Annotated in this window: 20 protein-coding genes; 9 read left to right on the top strand and 11 right to left on the bottom strand. The window is 74.4% G+C overall.

From position 1 onward, the window contains the following. Window positions 1–350: 350 nt before the first annotated feature. Both ACT7CP_RS12085 and ACT7CP_RS12080 read right to left on the bottom strand, forming a co-directional pair. Window positions 351–1,403, bottom strand: a complete 1,053-nt coding sequence (locus ACT7CP_RS12085; protein ID WP_445443984.1) for a hypothetical protein — start codon at window positions 1,401–1,403, stop codon at window positions 351–353. After that, entirely contained in the window at window positions 1,400–2,590 is a 1,191-nt protein-coding gene (locus ACT7CP_RS12080; protein ID WP_445442417.1) for a hypothetical protein, read from the bottom strand. Before ACT7CP_RS12080 ends, ACT7CP_RS12085 begins: the two co-directional genes overlap by 4 nt. A gap of 122 nt (window positions 2,591–2,712) precedes the next feature. Here ACT7CP_RS12080 and ACT7CP_RS12075 point away from each other — a divergent pair, with 122 nt between their 5' ends. The 3 genes from ACT7CP_RS12075 to ACT7CP_RS12065 all read left to right on the top strand — a co-directional run bounded on the left by ACT7CP_RS12075 (window position 2,713) and on the right by ACT7CP_RS12065 (window position 5,120). Further along, on the top strand, window positions 2,713–3,162 hold the full coding sequence (locus ACT7CP_RS12075; protein WP_445442416.1) for a Dabb family protein: 450 nt from the start codon (window positions 2,713–2,715) through the stop codon (window positions 3,160–3,162). Window positions 3,163–3,265: 103 nt separating this feature from the next. Beyond that, on the top strand, window positions 3,266–4,255 hold the full coding sequence (locus ACT7CP_RS12070) for a CPBP family glutamic-type intramembrane protease (RefSeq protein WP_445442415.1): 990 nt from the start codon (window positions 3,266–3,268) through the stop codon (window positions 4,253–4,255). Between the two features lie 76 nt (window positions 4,256–4,331). Then, window positions 4,332–5,120 (top strand): glucose 1-dehydrogenase, encoded by a 789-nt coding sequence (locus ACT7CP_RS12065; RefSeq protein ID WP_445442414.1) that lies wholly within the window; start codon window positions 4,332–4,334, stop codon window positions 5,118–5,120. 37 nt (window positions 5,121–5,157) lie between these two features. On the opposite strand, the gene ACT7CP_RS12060 is transcribed toward ACT7CP_RS12065, so the two are convergent. From ACT7CP_RS12060 to ACT7CP_RS12040, 5 genes are all read right to left on the bottom strand, one after another. Further along, on the bottom strand, window positions 5,158–5,607 hold the full coding sequence (locus ACT7CP_RS12060) for a hypothetical protein (protein WP_413963690.1): 450 nt from the start codon (window positions 5,605–5,607) through the stop codon (window positions 5,158–5,160). A gap of 192 nt (window positions 5,608–5,799) precedes the next feature. Further along, window positions 5,800–6,864 carry an NAD-dependent epimerase/dehydratase family protein gene (locus ACT7CP_RS12055; protein WP_445442413.1) on the bottom strand — a complete coding sequence of 355 codons (1,065 nt, stop codon included), beginning with the start codon at window positions 6,862–6,864 and terminating at the stop codon, window positions 5,800–5,802. After that, complete coding sequence (locus tag ACT7CP_RS12050; RefSeq protein WP_445442412.1) at window positions 6,861–7,763, bottom strand: MTAP family purine nucleoside phosphorylase; 903 nt, start codon at window positions 7,761–7,763, stop codon at window positions 6,861–6,863. Before ACT7CP_RS12050 ends, ACT7CP_RS12055 begins: the two co-directional genes overlap by 4 nt. A gap of 97 nt (window positions 7,764–7,860) precedes the next feature. Continuing rightward, window positions 7,861–8,634 (bottom strand): isocitrate lyase/PEP mutase family protein, encoded by a 774-nt coding sequence (locus ACT7CP_RS12045; protein ID WP_445442411.1) that lies wholly within the window; start codon window positions 8,632–8,634, stop codon window positions 7,861–7,863. A gap of 95 nt (window positions 8,635–8,729) precedes the next feature. Further along, entirely contained in the window at window positions 8,730–8,954 is a 225-nt protein-coding gene (locus ACT7CP_RS12040; protein ID WP_445442410.1) for a hypothetical protein, read from the bottom strand. 341 nt (window positions 8,955–9,295) lie between these two features. Here ACT7CP_RS12040 and ACT7CP_RS12035 point away from each other — a divergent pair, with 341 nt between their 5' ends. From ACT7CP_RS12035 to ACT7CP_RS12025, 3 genes are all read left to right on the top strand, one after another. Then, entirely contained in the window at window positions 9,296–9,871 is a 576-nt protein-coding gene (locus tag ACT7CP_RS12035; RefSeq protein WP_445442409.1) for a VanZ family protein, read from the top strand. Window positions 9,872–9,993: 122 nt separating this feature from the next. Further along, entirely contained in the window at window positions 9,994–10,692 is a 699-nt protein-coding gene (locus tag ACT7CP_RS12030; RefSeq protein WP_445442408.1) for a helix-turn-helix transcriptional regulator, read from the top strand. A gap of 84 nt (window positions 10,693–10,776) precedes the next feature. Beyond that, window positions 10,777–11,148 (top strand): VOC family protein, encoded by a 372-nt coding sequence (locus ACT7CP_RS12025; protein ID WP_445442407.1) that lies wholly within the window; start codon window positions 10,777–10,779, stop codon window positions 11,146–11,148. Window positions 11,149–11,311: 163 nt separating this feature from the next. Here the strand turns inward: ACT7CP_RS12025 and ACT7CP_RS12020 are convergent, their stop codons facing one another. Next, window positions 11,312–11,899, bottom strand: coding sequence for a DUF1349 domain-containing protein (locus ACT7CP_RS12020; protein WP_445442406.1), 588 nt, complete (start codon window positions 11,897–11,899; stop codon window positions 11,312–11,314). Window positions 11,900–11,923: 24 nt separating this feature from the next. On the opposite strand from ACT7CP_RS12020, the gene ACT7CP_RS12015 reads away from it, so the two are divergent. The 3 genes from ACT7CP_RS12015 to ACT7CP_RS12005 all read left to right on the top strand — a co-directional run bounded on the left by ACT7CP_RS12015 (window position 11,924) and on the right by ACT7CP_RS12005 (window position 13,829). Continuing rightward, entirely contained in the window at window positions 11,924–12,517 is a 594-nt protein-coding gene (locus ACT7CP_RS12015) for a sugar O-acetyltransferase (protein WP_445442405.1), read from the top strand. After that, entirely contained in the window at window positions 12,514–13,113 is a 600-nt protein-coding gene (locus ACT7CP_RS12010; protein WP_445442404.1) for a TetR/AcrR family transcriptional regulator, read from the top strand. The genes ACT7CP_RS12015 and ACT7CP_RS12010 overlap by 4 nt, the downstream gene beginning before the upstream one ends. A 146-nt stretch (window positions 13,114–13,259) precedes the next feature. After that, the gene (locus ACT7CP_RS12005; RefSeq protein WP_445442403.1) at window positions 13,260–13,829 is read left to right on the top strand and encodes a GNAT family N-acetyltransferase; all 570 of its coding nucleotides are present in this window, start codon (window positions 13,260–13,262) and stop codon (window positions 13,827–13,829) included. A gap of 82 nt (window positions 13,830–13,911) precedes the next feature. Here ACT7CP_RS12005 and ACT7CP_RS12000 read toward each other — a convergent pair whose 3' ends face one another. From ACT7CP_RS12000 to ACT7CP_RS11990, 3 genes are all read right to left on the bottom strand, one after another. Next, the gene (locus tag ACT7CP_RS12000) at window positions 13,912–14,382 is read right to left on the bottom strand and encodes a GNAT family N-acetyltransferase (protein WP_413963679.1); all 471 of its coding nucleotides are present in this window, start codon (window positions 14,380–14,382) and stop codon (window positions 13,912–13,914) included. 74 nt (window positions 14,383–14,456) lie between these two features. Then, window positions 14,457–14,891 carry a hypothetical protein gene (locus tag ACT7CP_RS11995; protein WP_445442402.1) on the bottom strand — a complete coding sequence of 145 codons (435 nt, stop codon included), beginning with the start codon at window positions 14,889–14,891 and terminating at the stop codon, window positions 14,457–14,459. Window positions 14,892–14,901: 10 nt separating this feature from the next. After that, a complete protein-coding gene (locus tag ACT7CP_RS11990; RefSeq protein WP_445442401.1) occupies window positions 14,902–15,255 on the bottom strand; it encodes a hypothetical protein in 354 nt (117 codons plus the stop codon). Window positions 15,256–15,293: the final 38 nt, after the last annotated feature.

Below are 15,293 nucleotides of genomic sequence, written 5' to 3'. Positions count from 1 at the left end.
TGCGGTGGCGGATCCGTGGTCGTGGTCGTGGTGCTGCGCGGCGTGGGCGTCGCGGGGGCGGGTGGCGGTCGCGATGGCGGAGGCGGGGGCCGCGGCCTCGGGTGCTGTCACGGCGGCGGGGGCAGCCGCGCTCTCGCGTGCCCGGCGGTCGCGGGTGCGCTCGCGGCGGGGGCGCGCGGGGCGGTCGAAGGGCGAGGCGCCGTCGTCGGGTTCGTAGGGCGAGCGCGGATCCGTCATCGCGGACCGGTGGCGCGGGGCCGGGGTCCGAGGAGGGCGCGCACGGGATCCACCCTAACCGCGGTGAGAAGCGTCCTCAGCAGGCGGGGCGGCGGGTCACGCGCGGTGCCGGCTCAGGGGAGGCGCGCGGGCGCCGACGGGCAGAGCGACTCCAGCATGCGGTGGTCCGAGGAGGGCGTCGGCTGCCACCAGTCGCCGCTGCGGGCCCGCGCGACGAAGGTGGCGCGATCCGGCACCTCGTCCTCGTAGGGCTCGCCCTCGGAGGCGTAGCAGGGGATGAGGAACGACACGAAGTAGTCGTGGAGGTAGGCGAGGGCGGGGTCGGTGAGGGGGCCAGCCGGAGCCCGCGGGAAGCGCACCGAGCAGCTGTAGTCCACGACCGGGTCGATCTCCGCGTCGCTGAGCCGCTGGTCCGGTCCGGTGCCGATCAGCGTCACGTCGACGCCCGCCTCCCGCAGGCACGCGGCGTGCTGGGCGAGCCAGTCCGCGTCGGGGATCACGCGCTCCGTGGCGACGTCGGGGCGGACCGCGCCCGGGGACGTCGACGCCGTGTTCCTCCAGAGGGCGTCGCCCTGCTCACGGAGCGCCTCGGCGGTCTGCGCCGCCGTCAGCTGCTCGGTGAACGGGTCCGGCGGCTCCGCCGTGAACGCGGGGACGGGTTGGCCGATGCGGGGATCCGGCGTGCTGGGCGGACCCGGGGTGGAGGTGGGCTCCTGGTTGCGCCAGCTGTCGTCGTCGCTGAGGAGGCCGGACGCGGACGCGGACCCGAGACCCGCGACGACGCAGATCGCGACCGCGGCGGCGGCCACCGGCCCGGGGCGGAGGAGCCGGCGGGCGTGCGCGAGGGGTGCGCGGTCCCGGGTCGTGCGGGTCAGCGGTGCGCGGCGGGGCGTCGGCGGGTCGGGCGTCGGCGGCCCTGGTGCCGGCTCCGCGGGTGTCGGCGGCCCGGGCGTCGGCTCCGTGCGCGCCTCGGACTCGTCCGCGAGCATCCGCCGCCCCTCGTCGACGAGCCGCGCCTCCTCCGCGAGGAGCGCCTCGGCGGCGCCGTCGTGGGATCCGTCGCGCCCGTACGCGGCTCGGCGGAGGCCCGCGAGCCGCTCTGCCGCTCCCGGGGCGTCGCGCAGCCGACGGTGCAGGGCGGCGTCCGGCGTCGGGTCGTCGGTCATCGCCACGCCGGCGGCTCGGACGGGCAGCGCTCCAGGAGGGCGTTGTCCATGCCATCCGGGTACGGGAACCAGGGGGTGCCCGACCGTGCGCGTGCCACGAAGTCCTCACGCGCGGGCACGGCGTCCATGTACGGCGACCCCTCCACGGCGTAGCAGGGGAGGACGAAGGAGACGATGTAGTCGTGCCGGTACGCGAGCTCGGCGTCGGTCAGCGGGTCGGGCAGCTGCATCGGGAACCGCGTCGCGCAGGCCCAGATCGCGACGGGATCGCCGTCCTGGTAGGCGAGGCCGCCGTCTCCCGTCGCCTCGGCCCGGATCCCCGCCGCCGTCAGGCATTCCACCTGCTGCACCGGGTAGTCCTCCTCCGACATGACCCGCTCGAGGGCGACGTCCGGCCGCACCGCGTCCGGCACCCCCTCGGTCCACATCCTCCAGTTGACGTCGGCCTCCTGGCGGTAGGCGGCGGCGAGCTCCTCCTCGGTCGCGGCGACGTGCGGTGGCGGCGGCGCGGTGAAGGCGGGGAGGGCAGAGGCGGCGGACGGGCGACGGCCGTCGGGCGTTCCCATCGCCTCGACGCGCGAGCCGCGCCCGTCGCCGGCGGAGGTGCCGGTGGCGGTGGCGGGATCCGTGGCGTCACGCAGGTCGGAGGCGACGGTGCCGCCGAGGGCGCCGATCACGAGGGCCGCGGCGACCGCGGCGACGACGGTGCGTCGGCGGAGGGGGCGGGTCCGCGGGTGGAGGGCGGCGTGCGCGTCGGCACCGCTGGACGCGTGCACTCCTCCATGCGGCACCGAGCCGGCGGGCGCCGGTCCGGTGCGGTGGTCGCCGATGGGCCCGTCGGCGGGCTCGTCGGCGGGCTCGACGCGGGCGAGGCGATCGCCGTCGAGCAGGGTCCGGCCCTCGGCGACGAGCCGCGCCTCCTCGGTCAGCAGGGCCACGAGCGGGGCGGGCAGCGCGGGATCCTCGATGCCGGTGACGCGGCGCAGCTCGTCGGGGACGGGGACGAGCCGCGCGTCGGTCGCCGCCCGGCCGTAGGCGTCGCGGCGGAGCGCCTCCAGCTGGCCTGCCGCGACCTCGTCGTCGCGCAGCCGCCGGGCGAGCGCATCGTCGTCGCGGGCAGGGGCGCGGTCGCCGGACGTGCGCGCGTCCGAGCGGACGGATGCCGGGCCATCGCCGGGTGCGCCCATGCGGCCTCCTCGTCGCCTCGCCGGATGCGCTCAGGCTACGGCCCGGCGTCCGCCGGCGACAGCGCCCGGACGGGGGCCGCCAGCACCGGGCGGTCCGCGCCCGGTGGGGCCAGGCTCGACGCATGACCACCGGATCGCCCGACCCCGACCGCCCCGCCCTCACCGACGCCCAGCTGACCGCCCGGGACCACGTCCCCGGCCTCGTGCACCACGTCGTGCTCTTCCGGCTCCGCGACGACGCGGCGCCCGGATCGCACGACGAGGTCGAGCGCCGCTTCCGCGCGCTCGCCGACTCGCCGCATCCCGACGGCTCGGGCACCTACATCCGCTCGCTGCACGCGGGCCCGCAGTCGAGCCCCGAGGGCGTCGGCCGCGGCTTCGAGCTCGGCTTCGTGCTCACCTTCTCCTCCGAGGGCGACCGCAACCTCTACCTGGGCGAGCCGCTGATCTCCGACCCCGCCCGCATCGACGCCCAGCACGCCGCGTTCAAGGAGTTCGTCGGGCCGCTGCTCGCGCCCGATCCGCACGGCGTCCTGGTCTTCGACTTCACGGAGGGGGCGCCCGCGGCCTGATCCGGCGCCCCCGATGCGGGCCGCGCCGTGCGAGCGCGTGGCGCGGGCGGCGGGGGCGGTGACCATGGGGGTCGTCCCTCCGCCGCCCGACGAGACGAGCACCGTGACCTCCTCCTCGCATCCGCCGCACGCCGACGCCCCGCTCCGCGACGACGGTCCGGACGAGGACGCGCAGGCCGGACGTCCGCAGCCGTGGATCCGCGCCGTCCTCGTCGCCCTCCTCGGCTGGGTCGTGCTGGGCGTCGGACTGGGGCTCGCGATCGGCGTCGCCGATGCCGTGACGCGGACGACGGGTGCGGGCCTCCTCGTCGAGGTCGTCGTGCAGGCGGTGCTGATGTCGGCGCTGGTGCTGCCCGCCGTGGTGCTCCTGCGGCGACGGCTCGACCGCCGCAGCCTCCGCACGCTCGGCCTGGCGCGGCGGGTCGCCCGGCCGCTCGCGCTGGGCGTCGGCGTGGGGGCGGCGACCGGCGCGATCACGTGGGTGCCGGCCGGCCTGCTGGGCTGGATCCGCGTCGACGCCCTCGACCTCGCCGCCTTCGCGGGCTTCCTGCTCCTGAACGGCGTGGTGCTCGCCCTGTACGAGGCGGTCCCGGAGGAGCTCGCCCTCCGCGGGTACGTGTGGACCAACCTGCGCGACGGCCTCGGGCTCGTGACGGCCACCCTCCTCACGACCGCGCTGTTCCCGTTCCTCGGCGTCGTGATCGCGCCGGTCCGCACGCTCCTCGCGATCGTCACCGGCGGCGATCCGGGACCGCTCCGGGTGTTCCCGCAGGGCCAGGACCCGGCGGTGTACGTCGTCCAGCTGGTGCTGTTCGGCCTGGCGCTCGTGGCCGCGAGGCGGATCCCCGTGGAGGGCGCGCTGCTCGTGGCCGTCGCGTTCCACTGGACGCAGCTGACCGTGACGCGGATCGTCCTCGGCGGCACGGGATGGGCGCCGTCGGGCTGGGACGTCGCGTTCGCCGAGCCCGACGCGATCGCGCTGGTGCTCGTGCACATCGTGCTGGCGGGACTCGCCTTCGTCGTGATCCGCAGGGTCGCGGAGCGCCGCCTCCGCTCGGACGGAGCCCGCGCCCAGAATCCCGACCTACGGTAGGTATGTCCATGCGATCGCATGGACGGTGGCTCCGCCCACGTGGTGCGGGCCGCCGCCCCACCCGTCAGGAGACCCCATGACCACCACACGCTTCACCGACCAGGTCGTCCTCATCACCGGCGGAGGATCCGGCCTCGGCCGTGCCGCCGCCGTCCGCCTCGCCGCCGAGGGCGCGCAGCTCGCCCTCGTCGACATCTCCGAGGAGGGCGTCACCGCGACTGTCGAGGCCGTCCGCGCGGGCTCGCCCGACGCGGAGGTCCTCACCGTCGTCGCCGACGTGTCCCAGGAGGCCGACGTCGACGCGTACGTCAGCCGGACGGTCGAGCGCTTCGGCCGCATCGACGGCTTCTTCAACAACGCCGGCATCGAGGGCCGCCAGAACCTCACCGAGGACTTCACGGCCGCCGAGTTCGACAGGGTCGTCGCGATCAACCTGCGCGGCGTGTTCCTCGGCCTCGAGAAGGTCCTCGCCGTCATGCGCCGGCAGGGTTCCGGCATGGTCGTGAACACCGCGAGCGTCGGCGGGATCCGCGGCGTCGGCAACCAGTCCGGCTACGCGGCCGCGAAGCACGGCGTCGTCGGCCTCACCCGCAACTCGGCCGTCGAGTACGGCGAGTTCGGCATCCGCGTCAACGCGATCGCGCCCGGGGCCATCTGGACCCCCATGGTCGAGGCGTCGATGAAGCAGCTCAGCGCCGAGGACCCGCGCGGCGCGGCCGAGCAGTTCATCCAGGGCAACCCGACGAAGCGCTACGGCGAGGCCGAGGAGATCGCCTCGGTCGTCGCGTTCCTGCTCTCGGCGGACGCGGCCTACGTGAACGCGGCCGTGCTGCCCATCGACGGCGGGCAGTCCGCGAAGTACTGACGGCGGCGACGGCGCCTGCCGGGACCGACGGGCGCGGTCAGCCGAACGGCGCGGTCGGGACCTGGCACGTCACGGGCTGCCCGGGGGCGGCCGTCGACGTGGCGATCTCGGTCACGCCGTCGACGAGGATCCGGCAGGTCAGCGCCTCGCCGTCCACCGGCGTCGCCTGCACGAAGGCCCAGTCCTCCGCGGTGACGACCGACTCGACCGACCAGACGCGGCTCGCCGAGTCGTCGCCCGGCGCGAGCGGGGCGTCGCCCACCTCCTGCACGATCGACGGGCGGCCGCGGTGGGACGCCTCGGCGTAGGACACGTCGGTCAGCCCGCCGTCGGCGGCGCCGGTGGTCGTCACCTCGTACGTGATGGCGTAGATGTCGGCGATGTCATCCGTGACGCTCGAGCAGCCCGCCAGTGCGAGGGCCGTGGCGCCGAGCGCGAGGGCGGCGCCGGAGCGCGCGGTGAGGCGGAGGGAGCGAGCGGAGGGCATGCCCCCAGTCTCGCCGGGCGGGGTCGCCGGCTCATCCGCCGGAGGTGCCGGGATCCCCGCCGGCCCCGTACCCGGGTACCGGTCGCGGTGGTCCGGTGGGCGGCCGGCCGGCCGGCCGTCCGGTCGGGGCGGTCGGAGGGGGCGTCGATCTCCGCACCCGAGCCGAGCCCGAGATCCCAGCCCGCCTCCGCGTCAGACCACCGCGCTCCGCAGCGGCGCCGTCGCGAACTCGCGCATGCCCTCCGCGAAGGTCATCTGCGGCTCCCAGCCGAGCTCCGTGCGGAGCCGCTCCGAGGACGCGGTGATGTGCCGCACGTCGCCGAGCCGGTACTCGCCCGTGGTGACGGGTGCGGATCCGCCGGCTTCCCGCGCCAGCGCCTCCGCCATCTCGCCGATGGTGTGCACGGTGCCGCTGCCGACGTTGAACGCGCGGAAGGATCCCGCCTCCCGCGTCGCGGTCCAGGCGAGCGCGGCGACGTTCGCGCCCGCGACGTCCCGGACGTGCACGAAGTCGCGGCGCTGCCGGCCGTCCTCGAAGACGCGCGGGGCCTCGCCGCGCGCGAGCGCCGAGCGGAAGAGCGACGCGACGCCCGCGTACGGGGTGTTCTGCGGCATGCCCGGCCCGTAGACGTTGTGGTACCGCAGGGCGACCGCGCGGCCGCCCGTGGCCCGGGTCCAGGAGCTCGCGAGGTTCTCCTGCGCGAGCTTCGTGGTGGCGTAGACGTTGCGCGGATCCAGCGGCACGTCCTCGCTGATGAGCGTGGGGACGAGCGGCTCGCCCGTGGCGGGATCCACGGGGTCGAAGATGCCCGCGTCGAGGTCGGCGATCCGGCGGGCGGGCGGGCGCACCGGGCCGTCGGCGCCCTCGTACGCGCCCTCGCCGTAGACGACCATGGAGCTGGCGAGCACGAGGCGGTCGATGCCCGCGCGGGTCATCGCCGCGAGGAGGACGGCCGTGCCGCCGTCGTTGGTGGCGACGTAGTCGGGCGCATCGAGGAAGTCGACGCCGAGGCCGACCTTCGCGGCCTGGTGGCAGACGACGTCGACGCCGTCGAGGGCGCGCGCGACCGCGTCCGGATCGGTGACGTCGCCGCGGACGAGCTCGACGCGCGGGTCGATCTCCGGGGTGCCGCCGTGCACGTCGGCGCGCAGGGAGTCGAGCACGCGCACGCGCCGACCCTCCTCGAGCGCCGCGGTGACGACCGTGCCGCCGATGAAGCCCGCGCCGCCCGTGACGAGGAGGATCCCGTCGCTCACGAGCGCGCGCCGGTCGTCGGACGCGCGAGCACGGACGCGACGGCGTCCGGGTCGATGAGCGGCAGCCCCCGGTAGCCCGCGGGGATGGCGCGGATGACCGCCTCGATCGCCCGCACGATGCGCGGCTGGGCCTCCGCGAGCCGCGCGAACACGATCTCGGCCGTGACCGCGTCGCCCTGCTCGCCGGGCAGCGGGGCGAGGCCCGCGTCGGCGTCGGTGACGAACGACAGGTTGACCGTGCCGATGTTCAGCTCGGACGCGAGGACCACCTCCGGGTACTGCGTCATGTTGACGATGTGCGCGCCCGCCTGGCGGAACCACAGCGACTCCGCGCGCGTCGAGAAGCGCGGCCCCTGGATCACGACGACCGTGCCCGAGGTGCGGAGGGGTCCGGCGGGATCCGCGCGGTCGCCGCCCTCGAGCTCGACCAGCGCGGCGGCGGCGTGCGCGTGCAGCTCCGGGTCGAAGGGGTCGGCGGCGGAGAGGTGCTGCACGACGCCCTGGTCGAAGAAGGTGTCGGGCCGGCCCCACGTGCGGTCGAGCAGCTGGTCCGTGAGCACGAGCGATCCCGGCGGGTAGTCCGGCGAGACGCCGCCGACCGCCGAGGACGACACGATGGCGGAGACGCCGAGCGACGCGAGCGCCCAGACGTTCGCCCGGTAGTCGATGAGGTGCGGCGCGACCGAGTGGTCGGAACCGTGCCGGGTGAGGAACGCGACCCGGCGCCCGGCCAGCTCGCCGACGGTGACCTCGCTCGAGGTCGGGCCGAACGGCGTCTCGACCGTGAGCGACGTGCTGGTGGCGGGGTCGAGCAGGGCGTAGAGGCCGGATCCGCCGATTACGCCGACCTCGGCGCGGGGAGCGGAGGCGTCGGGCGCCGGGGCGGGGGTGTCGGTCACGTCGTGCTCCTTCGGGTGGGTGCCCAGTCAACCAGGGCGCGGTGGACGCGGGCTCGACCGCGTCCGCCGTGCCCTGGTCGACGAGGACGGGGCCGGGTCAGTTGAGCGGCCGCGTCCCCTCGGGGAGCGCGCCGCCGGCGTACAGCTCCGTCGCCGCGTCCTGGAGGGCCGTGAGCGCCACGCGCTGGGTCCACGGGCCGTACGAGATGCGGGCGACGCCGAGCTCCTCGAAGCGGGCGGGGGAGAGGGATCCGGGGATGCCGATGACGGTGAGGCGCTGCGGACCGAGGGCGTCGACCAGGGTGCGGACCTCGTCCTCCGTGAGCGGGCCGGGCACGAAGATCGACGTCGCCCCCGCGGACAGGTAGGCGCGGCCCCGCTCGACGGCGTCCGCGAGGATGTCGGACCGGTCGCGGTCGCCGCCGAGCACGTAGGCGTCGGTGCGGGCGTTGAGCGCGAACGGCACGCCCTCGGCCTGCGCGGCGGCGACGGCGGCCTCGACCGCGCGGATCGAGTCGGCGAGGGGGCGCATGCCGTCCTCCAGGTTGGCGCCGACGACGCCGACGCCGATGGCGCGGCGCACGGTCTCGCCCGCGTCGCCGTAGCCCGACTCGAGGTCGGCCGAGACGGGCTGCTCGACGGCCGCGACGATGCGGCCGATCATCTCGAGGTGGAGGTCGAGCGGGATGTTCTCGCCGTCCGCGTAGCCGAAGGCGGCGGCGATGGAGTGGCTTGCGGTGGCGAGCGCCTTCGTCTCGGGGAGGGCGGCGACGGTGGCGGCCGAGATGGCGTCCCACACGTTCACCACCCGGAGGAGCTCGGGTGCGGTGTGGAGGTCGACGAGGTTCTGCCCGCGGGCGGCGATGGTCATGCCCCGACCCTAGGGCGGGCGCGCCGTGCGCGGCAGGGCCCGGTTCGGGAGCCGGACACGGATCCGGCGACGGCCCCTGGGGAGGAGCGGCCGGACTAGCCGGCGCGGCCCGCGCCGGCCCGCACGGCGGAGACGACGAGGCCCGCGCCCGCCGTCAGGAGGGCGAGCCCCGCCACGAGGAGGAGCAGCCCGAGGTCGGATCCGCCCGTGTAGACGACCACCCCGGCGACGCCGAGCGCGATCGCCGCCGCGATCAGGACGCCCCCGGTTACGGCGGCCACGCGGCGGCGGAGGGCGGATCGGCGCTCGTGCAGGTCCATGCGCCCAGGGTCCCCCGCGCTGCACCCCGGCGGCAAGGCCCCGGACGACGCGGCCGCGTCCGCGATGACGGGGGTGGTGATCCCCGACCGCCCCGCGGGCCGCCGACGACGCGAAGTGGACGAGCGCCGACTCGACCGGCTGGCACCCGACGGAGGGCGTGCGGGCCCGGGCAGAGGAGAGGGGAACACCACGTCGGGGACCGGACTGGTCCATCGCAGGCGGTCATGGTGGGGCGCGGTCGAGCGCCAGCCGCCCGCGACGTCCGGTGGGCGGTCGGCTGCCGGGCAGCTCGGAACGCGTCAGTCCTGGATGACAGATCCGCGTCACTAGGCTTCACCGGATGTCCTCTGACCCGTTCGGCGAAGTCCCCGCCCTGCCCGTCGCTGTCGCGGTCGGCGCCGTCGTGTTCCTCATCCAACTCGTCCTCCTGCTTCGACGAGGGCACTTCACATGGCCGCGCGCTGCCGTCGCCGCCGCGATCGCCGTGTACGCCGCGGGGATACTCGCGAACACGGTCTTCCCGATCTTCCTCGACGCGGCGCCGAACGAGGAGCCGTGGTCGCCGGCGCTGGCGCTGATCCCGTTCCACGACTACGAACTCACCGACGCGCTCACCAACCTGGTGGTGTTCGTACCGCTGGGCATCCTGATCCCGCTCCTCATGCGACGTCCGTCGTGGTGGAAGGCACTGCTCACCGCCGCGGCCGTCAGTCTGACGATCGAGCTCCTGCAGCTCGCCGCGCAGAAGCTGTTCTCCGGCGGCCACGTCGCGGACGTCAACGACTTCATCTGGAACACCGTCGGTGGTGTCATCGGCTACGCGATCTTCGTCGTGCTGACGCGCGTACCGGTCCTGTCAGCACTCCTGGACCGGTTCCGCTGGCACTCGACCGGTCGGGCGGCGCGCACCCCCTGACCTGCGTGGCAGCGTCCGCTTGCGGATGCCCTTTCGCGATGCGGCCGCCCGCACTCGTGGGTGATGGGCGATCCCATGCCGCCGCCGCATGGGGGATCGCACGCGATGCCTACGCTGGGGCCGTGACCCGCACCGATCGCCTGTACGCCCTCGTGGAGGAGCTGCGTCGTGTGGCGCCGCGTCCTCGGAGCGCGCGTCAGCTGGCGGAGCGGTTCGAGGTGAGCTCGCGGACGATCGAGCGGGATCTGTCGGCCCTGCAGCAGGCGGGCGTCCCGATCTGGGCGGAGCCCGGGCGGACCGGCGGGTACTGCATCGACGCAGCTCACACGTTGGCCCCGTTGGGGTTCACGGTGGAAGAGGGGCTCGCGGTGACGATCGGACTCGCGATGCTGCGGGAGGGTCCGTTCGCGCCGGCCGCGACCTCGGCCCTGCAGAAGGTGCTCGCCGTCACCGAGGGGCGCAGGGCGGACGAGGCGACCGGTCTCGCGACGCGGGTGCACCTGCTGGAGGACGGGCACGCCGCCACGTTCCCGTCCGGCTTCGCGGATGCGCTCCGGAGGCGCGAGGTGCTGCGGATGCGCTACCGCGACCGGGATGACGTGGAGACGCTGCGCGAGATCGAGCCGCTCGGCTACGTGCACCGCGACCGGAGCTGGTACCTCCTCGGCTGGTGCCGGACGCGTGACGGGATGCGGGCGTTCCGCGCTGACCGCATCGTCACGGCGGACCCGACGGGGGAGCGTCCCCCGCGACGCGAGCTCCGCGCGGAGGACCTCGAGATCCCGCATGGCGACCTCCGCCCCGTCCACGAGATCGGATGAGCCCGCAAACACCGACACGACGGTGTCGTCGACGTCCGTGAGCATGGTCCCGCCGGGTCGAGCGATCCGGCGGAGAGGATCAGCATGGACTTCGCATCGATCAGGATCATCACGGACGACGTCGACCGGCTCGCGCGCTTCTACGAAGCGGTGCTGGGCGTCGTCGCCGCACGACCAGCGCCCGTGTTCGCGGAGCTGAGGACCGGAGGTGGTGCCGTCGCGATCGGCAGTCGGGCCACCGTCGCCATGCTGGGGGAGGCGACGCCGCAGCCGGCGAGCAACCGCTCGGTCATCCTCGAGTTCCTCGTCGACGACGTGGACGAGGAGTTCGCCCGGCTTCGCGGGCTCCTGGAGGACGTCGTGCAGGAGCCGACGACGATGCCGTGGGGCAACCGGTCGGTGCTGTTCCGCGATCCCGACGGGAACCTCGTCAACCTGTTCGCGCGACCGAGCTGAGCTTCGCGGGGAGGGGGGCGCTGCGCAGCTGGTCCTCGAGAGCGGCAGGCTGGGGGAGCCCGGCGAAGGGTGCCACGCGGTGTTCGAACTCCGCAAGGCGTGCGCCGTGAGGTGGACCTGGGCGCTCGACCCCGTCGCAGGGGGGGGGGGGCCACCGGACCGCCTAGTCGCCCGGGTGCAGGCTCCCGTCCGCCGGCCCGGCCTTCCACGCCGTGAACAGGACGGCGAGGCCGGCCCGCGAGGGAGCGCAGCACAGCGGGCCGGCGGTCACGGCGGCATCGGGATCCAGGGGTGCCACCCGCACCAGGCGCCACGGCTCGTCGTCCACCCGCGCGCGGACCGTCAGCGCGTCGCCGGAGCGGCTGGCGCGGATCGTCACGATCCGGCCGTGCCAGCCGGGCACAGGTGCCAGCGACCAGTCGGACATGCCGCGGGTGACGACGGCCCCGAGGCCGTCCTCGCCGTCGCTGCGCTCGACGCCCGCCTTGGTCCACGTCGTGTCGTCGACCTTCACGAAGATGCCGGCCTGGTCGAACTGCGCGGAGAAGTCGAGCAGGAACGACACCTCCATCGCCGTCCCCTGGTCGAACGGCGCGAGGAGGGCGTGCTCCGTGTCGTGCACGAAGCCGTAGGAGGTGACCCGCCAGGCGTCGCTCCCCTCGACCGCGGTGACGCGCATGCCGTCGGCGTCGACCTCCACGTGGGCGGGCGCGGTGGTCCAGGTGCCGGAGGTCCAGTCGATGTCGGTCATGGGGCCGAGTGTACGCTTGTACAAATGACGACTGCCTACTTCGACGGCGACGACCGCAGCAACCGCGAGCGGATGCTCGCCGGCGACCCGTACATCGCCGACGACCCCGAGAGCGCCCGCATGGCGCAGCGCGCCGTCCGGCTGGCGGACGCGTACCGCCGTGCCGCTGTCGAGGATGAGACCGCGGCGCGCCCCCTGCTCGAGGAGCTGCTCGGGTCGCTCGGTCCGGACGCCTTCGTCAAGCCGCCGCTGTACGTCGACTACGGGGAGAACATCCGCATCGGCGCTCGGACATTCGTCAACGTCAACCTGACGGCTCTGGACGTCGCCGCGATCACGATCGGCGAGGACTGCCAGATCGGGCCGAACGTCCAGCTCCTCACGCCCACGCACCCGATCGATCCGCAGCCCCGACGTGACAAGCTCGAAGCGGCCCGCCCGATCACCATCGGCGACAACGTCTGGCTCGGCGGTGGCGTGATCGTCTGCCCGGGCATCCGCATCGGCGACGACAGCGTCATCGGCGCCGGATCGGTCGTGACCCGCGACATCCCCGCGGGGGTGGTCGCCGTCGGGAACCCCGCCCGGGTGATCCGCGAGATCGCGCCCCGCGGATGACGGCCCCGGTCCCTGCGCGGTCACCCCGGCGATCGGATCCGCACCGTCGGGATCGGATCGTCGAGGCCTGCCTCGACGTCATCGCCGACGTCGGCGTCGACGGGACGACGCATCGCCGGGTGGCCGCCGCGGCCGACGTCCCGCTCGGCTCGATGACCTACCACTTCGCCGGCATGGACGACCTGCTCCACGAGGCCTTCACGCTCTTCGCCGACCGCGTCGCGGAGCAGATGCGACGCCGCATGAGCAGCGCCGGCACGACCGAGGAGGCTGCCGCTGCCGTGGTCGACGTCATCGTGCGCGACCTCCTGGGGACGCAGCGCGACCTCGTCCTCACCCACGAGCTCTACACGCTCGCCGCCCGCCGACCCGAGTACCGGACCATCACGCGGACGTGGATGGCCCGCAGCCGCGCTGCCCTCGAGGAGCACGTCGACCCGACCACCGCGCGCATGCTCGACGCGCTCATCGAGGGCCTCTCCATCCACCGCGCACTCGACCCCGAGCCGCCGGACGAGGCCTTCGTCCACGAAGCCGTGCAGCGCATCCTGCGCATCCCTCCCGCGCCGACGGCACGGGATCGGCTGTCTCGGTAGCCGACCCCCGGCCGGACGCGCACGAGCTCGCGCCATCGCCGGCGCGCACCTGCGGCCGGGTGCGGAACCGGGTCGGCCGGGTTCTCCCTCGCGGGGACGAGTCCCGCGGTCGCCGGTCGCCCGCCGTCCTTCACTAGCCTTCGGGCATGCCCTCGCCGCACGACCACCTGGCCCTGACGACCGCTCGCCTGACCATCGAGCCGCTCGCGGGTCGCGACGTCGACGCCTTCACCGAGTACCGGCGGGATCCGGACGTGGCCCGGTACCAGTCGTGGGGGACCGACTACTCCCGAGCAGATGCCGAGCGCCTGGTCGCCGCCCAGCCCGACGGAGGCCTTCCGCTGCCCGGCGGCTGGGTGCAGCTCGCCGTCCGCGAGACCGCGTCGGGCGGGCTCCTCGGGGACCTCGCGCTGCACGTCCTCGACGAGCAGCCCGACACCTTCGAGGTCGGCGTCACCCTGGCGCGCTCGTCGCAGGGCCGGGGCATCGCCTCCGAAGCGCTCGGAGCGCTGCTCGACCGGGTCTTCGAGCACGAGCGCGCCCACCGGGTCGTCGCCTCGTGCGACTCACGCAACGAGTCGGTGGCACGGCTGCTGAGGCGACAGGGGTTCCGGCAGGAGTCGCGGCAGGTCGAGGCCGACTGGTTCAAGGGCGAGTGGACCACGCTCGACGGGTACGCCCTGCTCGCGCACGATCGGTCCGGCCAGGCGCGCTGAGCGGCGTCGGGGAGCGTCCGCCGAGCGATCCCCGCAAGGGCGGATGGCGGGGCGCGGTCCCGGTCGCTGGGCGCCCGCGCGCCTAGGAAGGCGGCGGGAGCGGGCGGACGAGGATGAGGGTCGGGCCCGACCAGTCGAGCCCCGTGTGCTCCTCGAGCGGCAGGAATCCGAGTCGGCGATAGAAGCGGCGCGTGTGCGCGTACGGCTCGTTCGCGAACGACGGGCCGACCGTGTGCACCGAGAGGAGCGCGCATCCGCTCGTCGTGAGATCGCTGACCGCGCGATCGATGAGGAGTCGGCCGACGCCGTACCCTCGCGAGTCCGGAGCGACCGCGATGAGGTGCAGCTCGGCCGTCTCGGGGAAGTGCCGACGGATGAGGGCGACGCCGACCACGCGCGGGCCGTCGGTCGCGAGGTAGCTGTCGTAGCTGTCGCTCTCCGAGGCCGCCACGTAGCCCTCGATCGCGTCCGGGTCGCCGAACCAGTCCGGCAGCGATCCCAGGATGCGCCGGACGTCGGTGCCGCTTCGCCCGGACGTGACGTCGATGGCCATGCGTCCATCGTGGCAGGAGGCCTGCGCCGGGACTCGCCATCGCGTCCCGGAAGGAGCGGCCTGTCGAGACGGCGCTATTCCACCGTGAGCAGGAGCATGTCTCCGTCCTGGGTGGCCGTGACGACGGCGCCAGGTGTCCAGCTGTCGGGTCGTTCGACCCGTGAGGTGGTGGGACCGAGGTCGGCGGAGCAGGCGGTGCCGGCTCCGGTGTCCTCCGCCACGACGAGGGTCTGCGATGCGTCCCCGCGGAACGCGATGGGGATGCGAGGGCAGCTCGAGCTGCCGATGGAGGTGATGAGGAGATCGCGCGGTTCCTGCGGCCACGTGATGGTGATGCCGCCGACCTCGACCTGGGCGACGACGTCGGCCGGCGCGGGCGTGCTGCTCGTCGAGTAGCGGTTCAGGGTGCTGGCATCGCCCGGTGTCGTGCAGGCGGAGAGCGCTGCGAGGCTCAGGACCGCGCCCACGGCGAGACCTGCCCGTCGGAGCGTCCGTGCTGATGCGATCACGTCGTGCTCCTCATGCTGCTCCGGGAGTGAAGAGGTACCACGGGATCTGACCGAACCAGAGCGTCGGGAGCGACATGACGACGCACACGACGTCGGCGATCAGGATCCCGACGGTGCCGGCCGTCCTGCCTTCTCGCGTCGCCAGGGCGACGATCGCGAACACCAGGCTGAGGAGCGCCAGGAGCTCGATGGGCACCCACGCGACGAGGAACAGCGGGTAGAGGATCAGCAGCCCGGCGCCGTCGATGTGGAACGGGATCCACATCACGCACCAGAGCACCGCGTACGTCGCCAGAGCGACGGCGCCTGTGAGGATCGCGACCTTCGTCCACCGGTCGTCGCGCAGCGATGCCTCATCCACCATGCAGTTCCGTCTCCTCCGCGGGTGGTCTCAGGGTAGGG

It is taken from the genome of Clavibacter rahimiani (assembly GCF_052654495.1).
Note: the sequence above shows the minus strand (reverse complement) of the source record. Positions and strands in the feature narration are given on the sequence as shown.

Excerpts from the sequence above, each read along its gene's own strand:
- ACT7CP_RS12065 (WP_445442414.1), top strand. The coding sequence starts at position 4,332 with ATGACCACCACACGCTTCACCGACCAGGTCGTCCTCATCACCGGCGGA.
- ACT7CP_RS12080 (WP_445442417.1), bottom strand. The coding sequence starts at position 2,590 with ATGGGCGCACCCGGCGATGGCCCGGCATCCGTCCGCTCGGACGCGCGC.
- ACT7CP_RS12045 (WP_445442411.1), bottom strand. The coding sequence starts at position 8,634 with ATGACCATCGCCGCCCGCGGGCAGAACCTCGTCGACCTCCACACCGCA.
- ACT7CP_RS12075 (WP_445442416.1), top strand. The coding sequence starts at position 2,713 with ATGACCACCGGATCGCCCGACCCCGACCGCCCCGCCCTCACCGACGCC.
- ACT7CP_RS12040 (WP_445442410.1), bottom strand. The coding sequence starts at position 8,954 with ATGGACCTGCACGAGCGCCGATCCGCCCTCCGCCGCCGCGTGGCCGCC.
- ACT7CP_RS12025 (WP_445442407.1), top strand. The coding sequence starts at position 10,777 with ATGGACTTCGCATCGATCAGGATCATCACGGACGACGTCGACCGGCTC.
- ACT7CP_RS12060 (WP_413963690.1), bottom strand. The coding sequence starts at position 5,607 with ATGCCCTCCGCTCGCTCCCTCCGCCTCACCGCGCGCTCCGGCGCCGCC.
- ACT7CP_RS12005 (WP_445442403.1), top strand. The coding sequence starts at position 13,260 with ATGCCCTCGCCGCACGACCACCTGGCCCTGACGACCGCTCGCCTGACC.
- ACT7CP_RS12000 (WP_413963679.1), bottom strand. The coding sequence starts at position 14,382 with ATGGCCATCGACGTCACGTCCGGGCGAAGCGGCACCGACGTCCGGCGC.
- ACT7CP_RS11990 (WP_445442401.1), bottom strand. The coding sequence starts at position 15,255 with ATGGTGGATGAGGCATCGCTGCGCGACGACCGGTGGACGAAGGTCGCG.
- ACT7CP_RS12010 (WP_445442404.1), top strand. The coding sequence starts at position 12,514 with ATGACGGCCCCGGTCCCTGCGCGGTCACCCCGGCGATCGGATCCGCAC.
- ACT7CP_RS12015 (WP_445442405.1), top strand. The coding sequence starts at position 11,924 with ATGACGACTGCCTACTTCGACGGCGACGACCGCAGCAACCGCGAGCGG.
- ACT7CP_RS12085 (WP_445443984.1), bottom strand. The coding sequence starts at position 1,403 with ATGACCGACGACCCGACGCCGGACGCCGCCCTGCACCGTCGGCTGCGC.
- ACT7CP_RS12035 (WP_445442409.1), top strand. The coding sequence starts at position 9,296 with ATGTCCTCTGACCCGTTCGGCGAAGTCCCCGCCCTGCCCGTCGCTGTC.
- ACT7CP_RS12020 (WP_445442406.1), bottom strand. The coding sequence starts at position 11,899 with ATGACCGACATCGACTGGACCTCCGGCACCTGGACCACCGCGCCCGCC.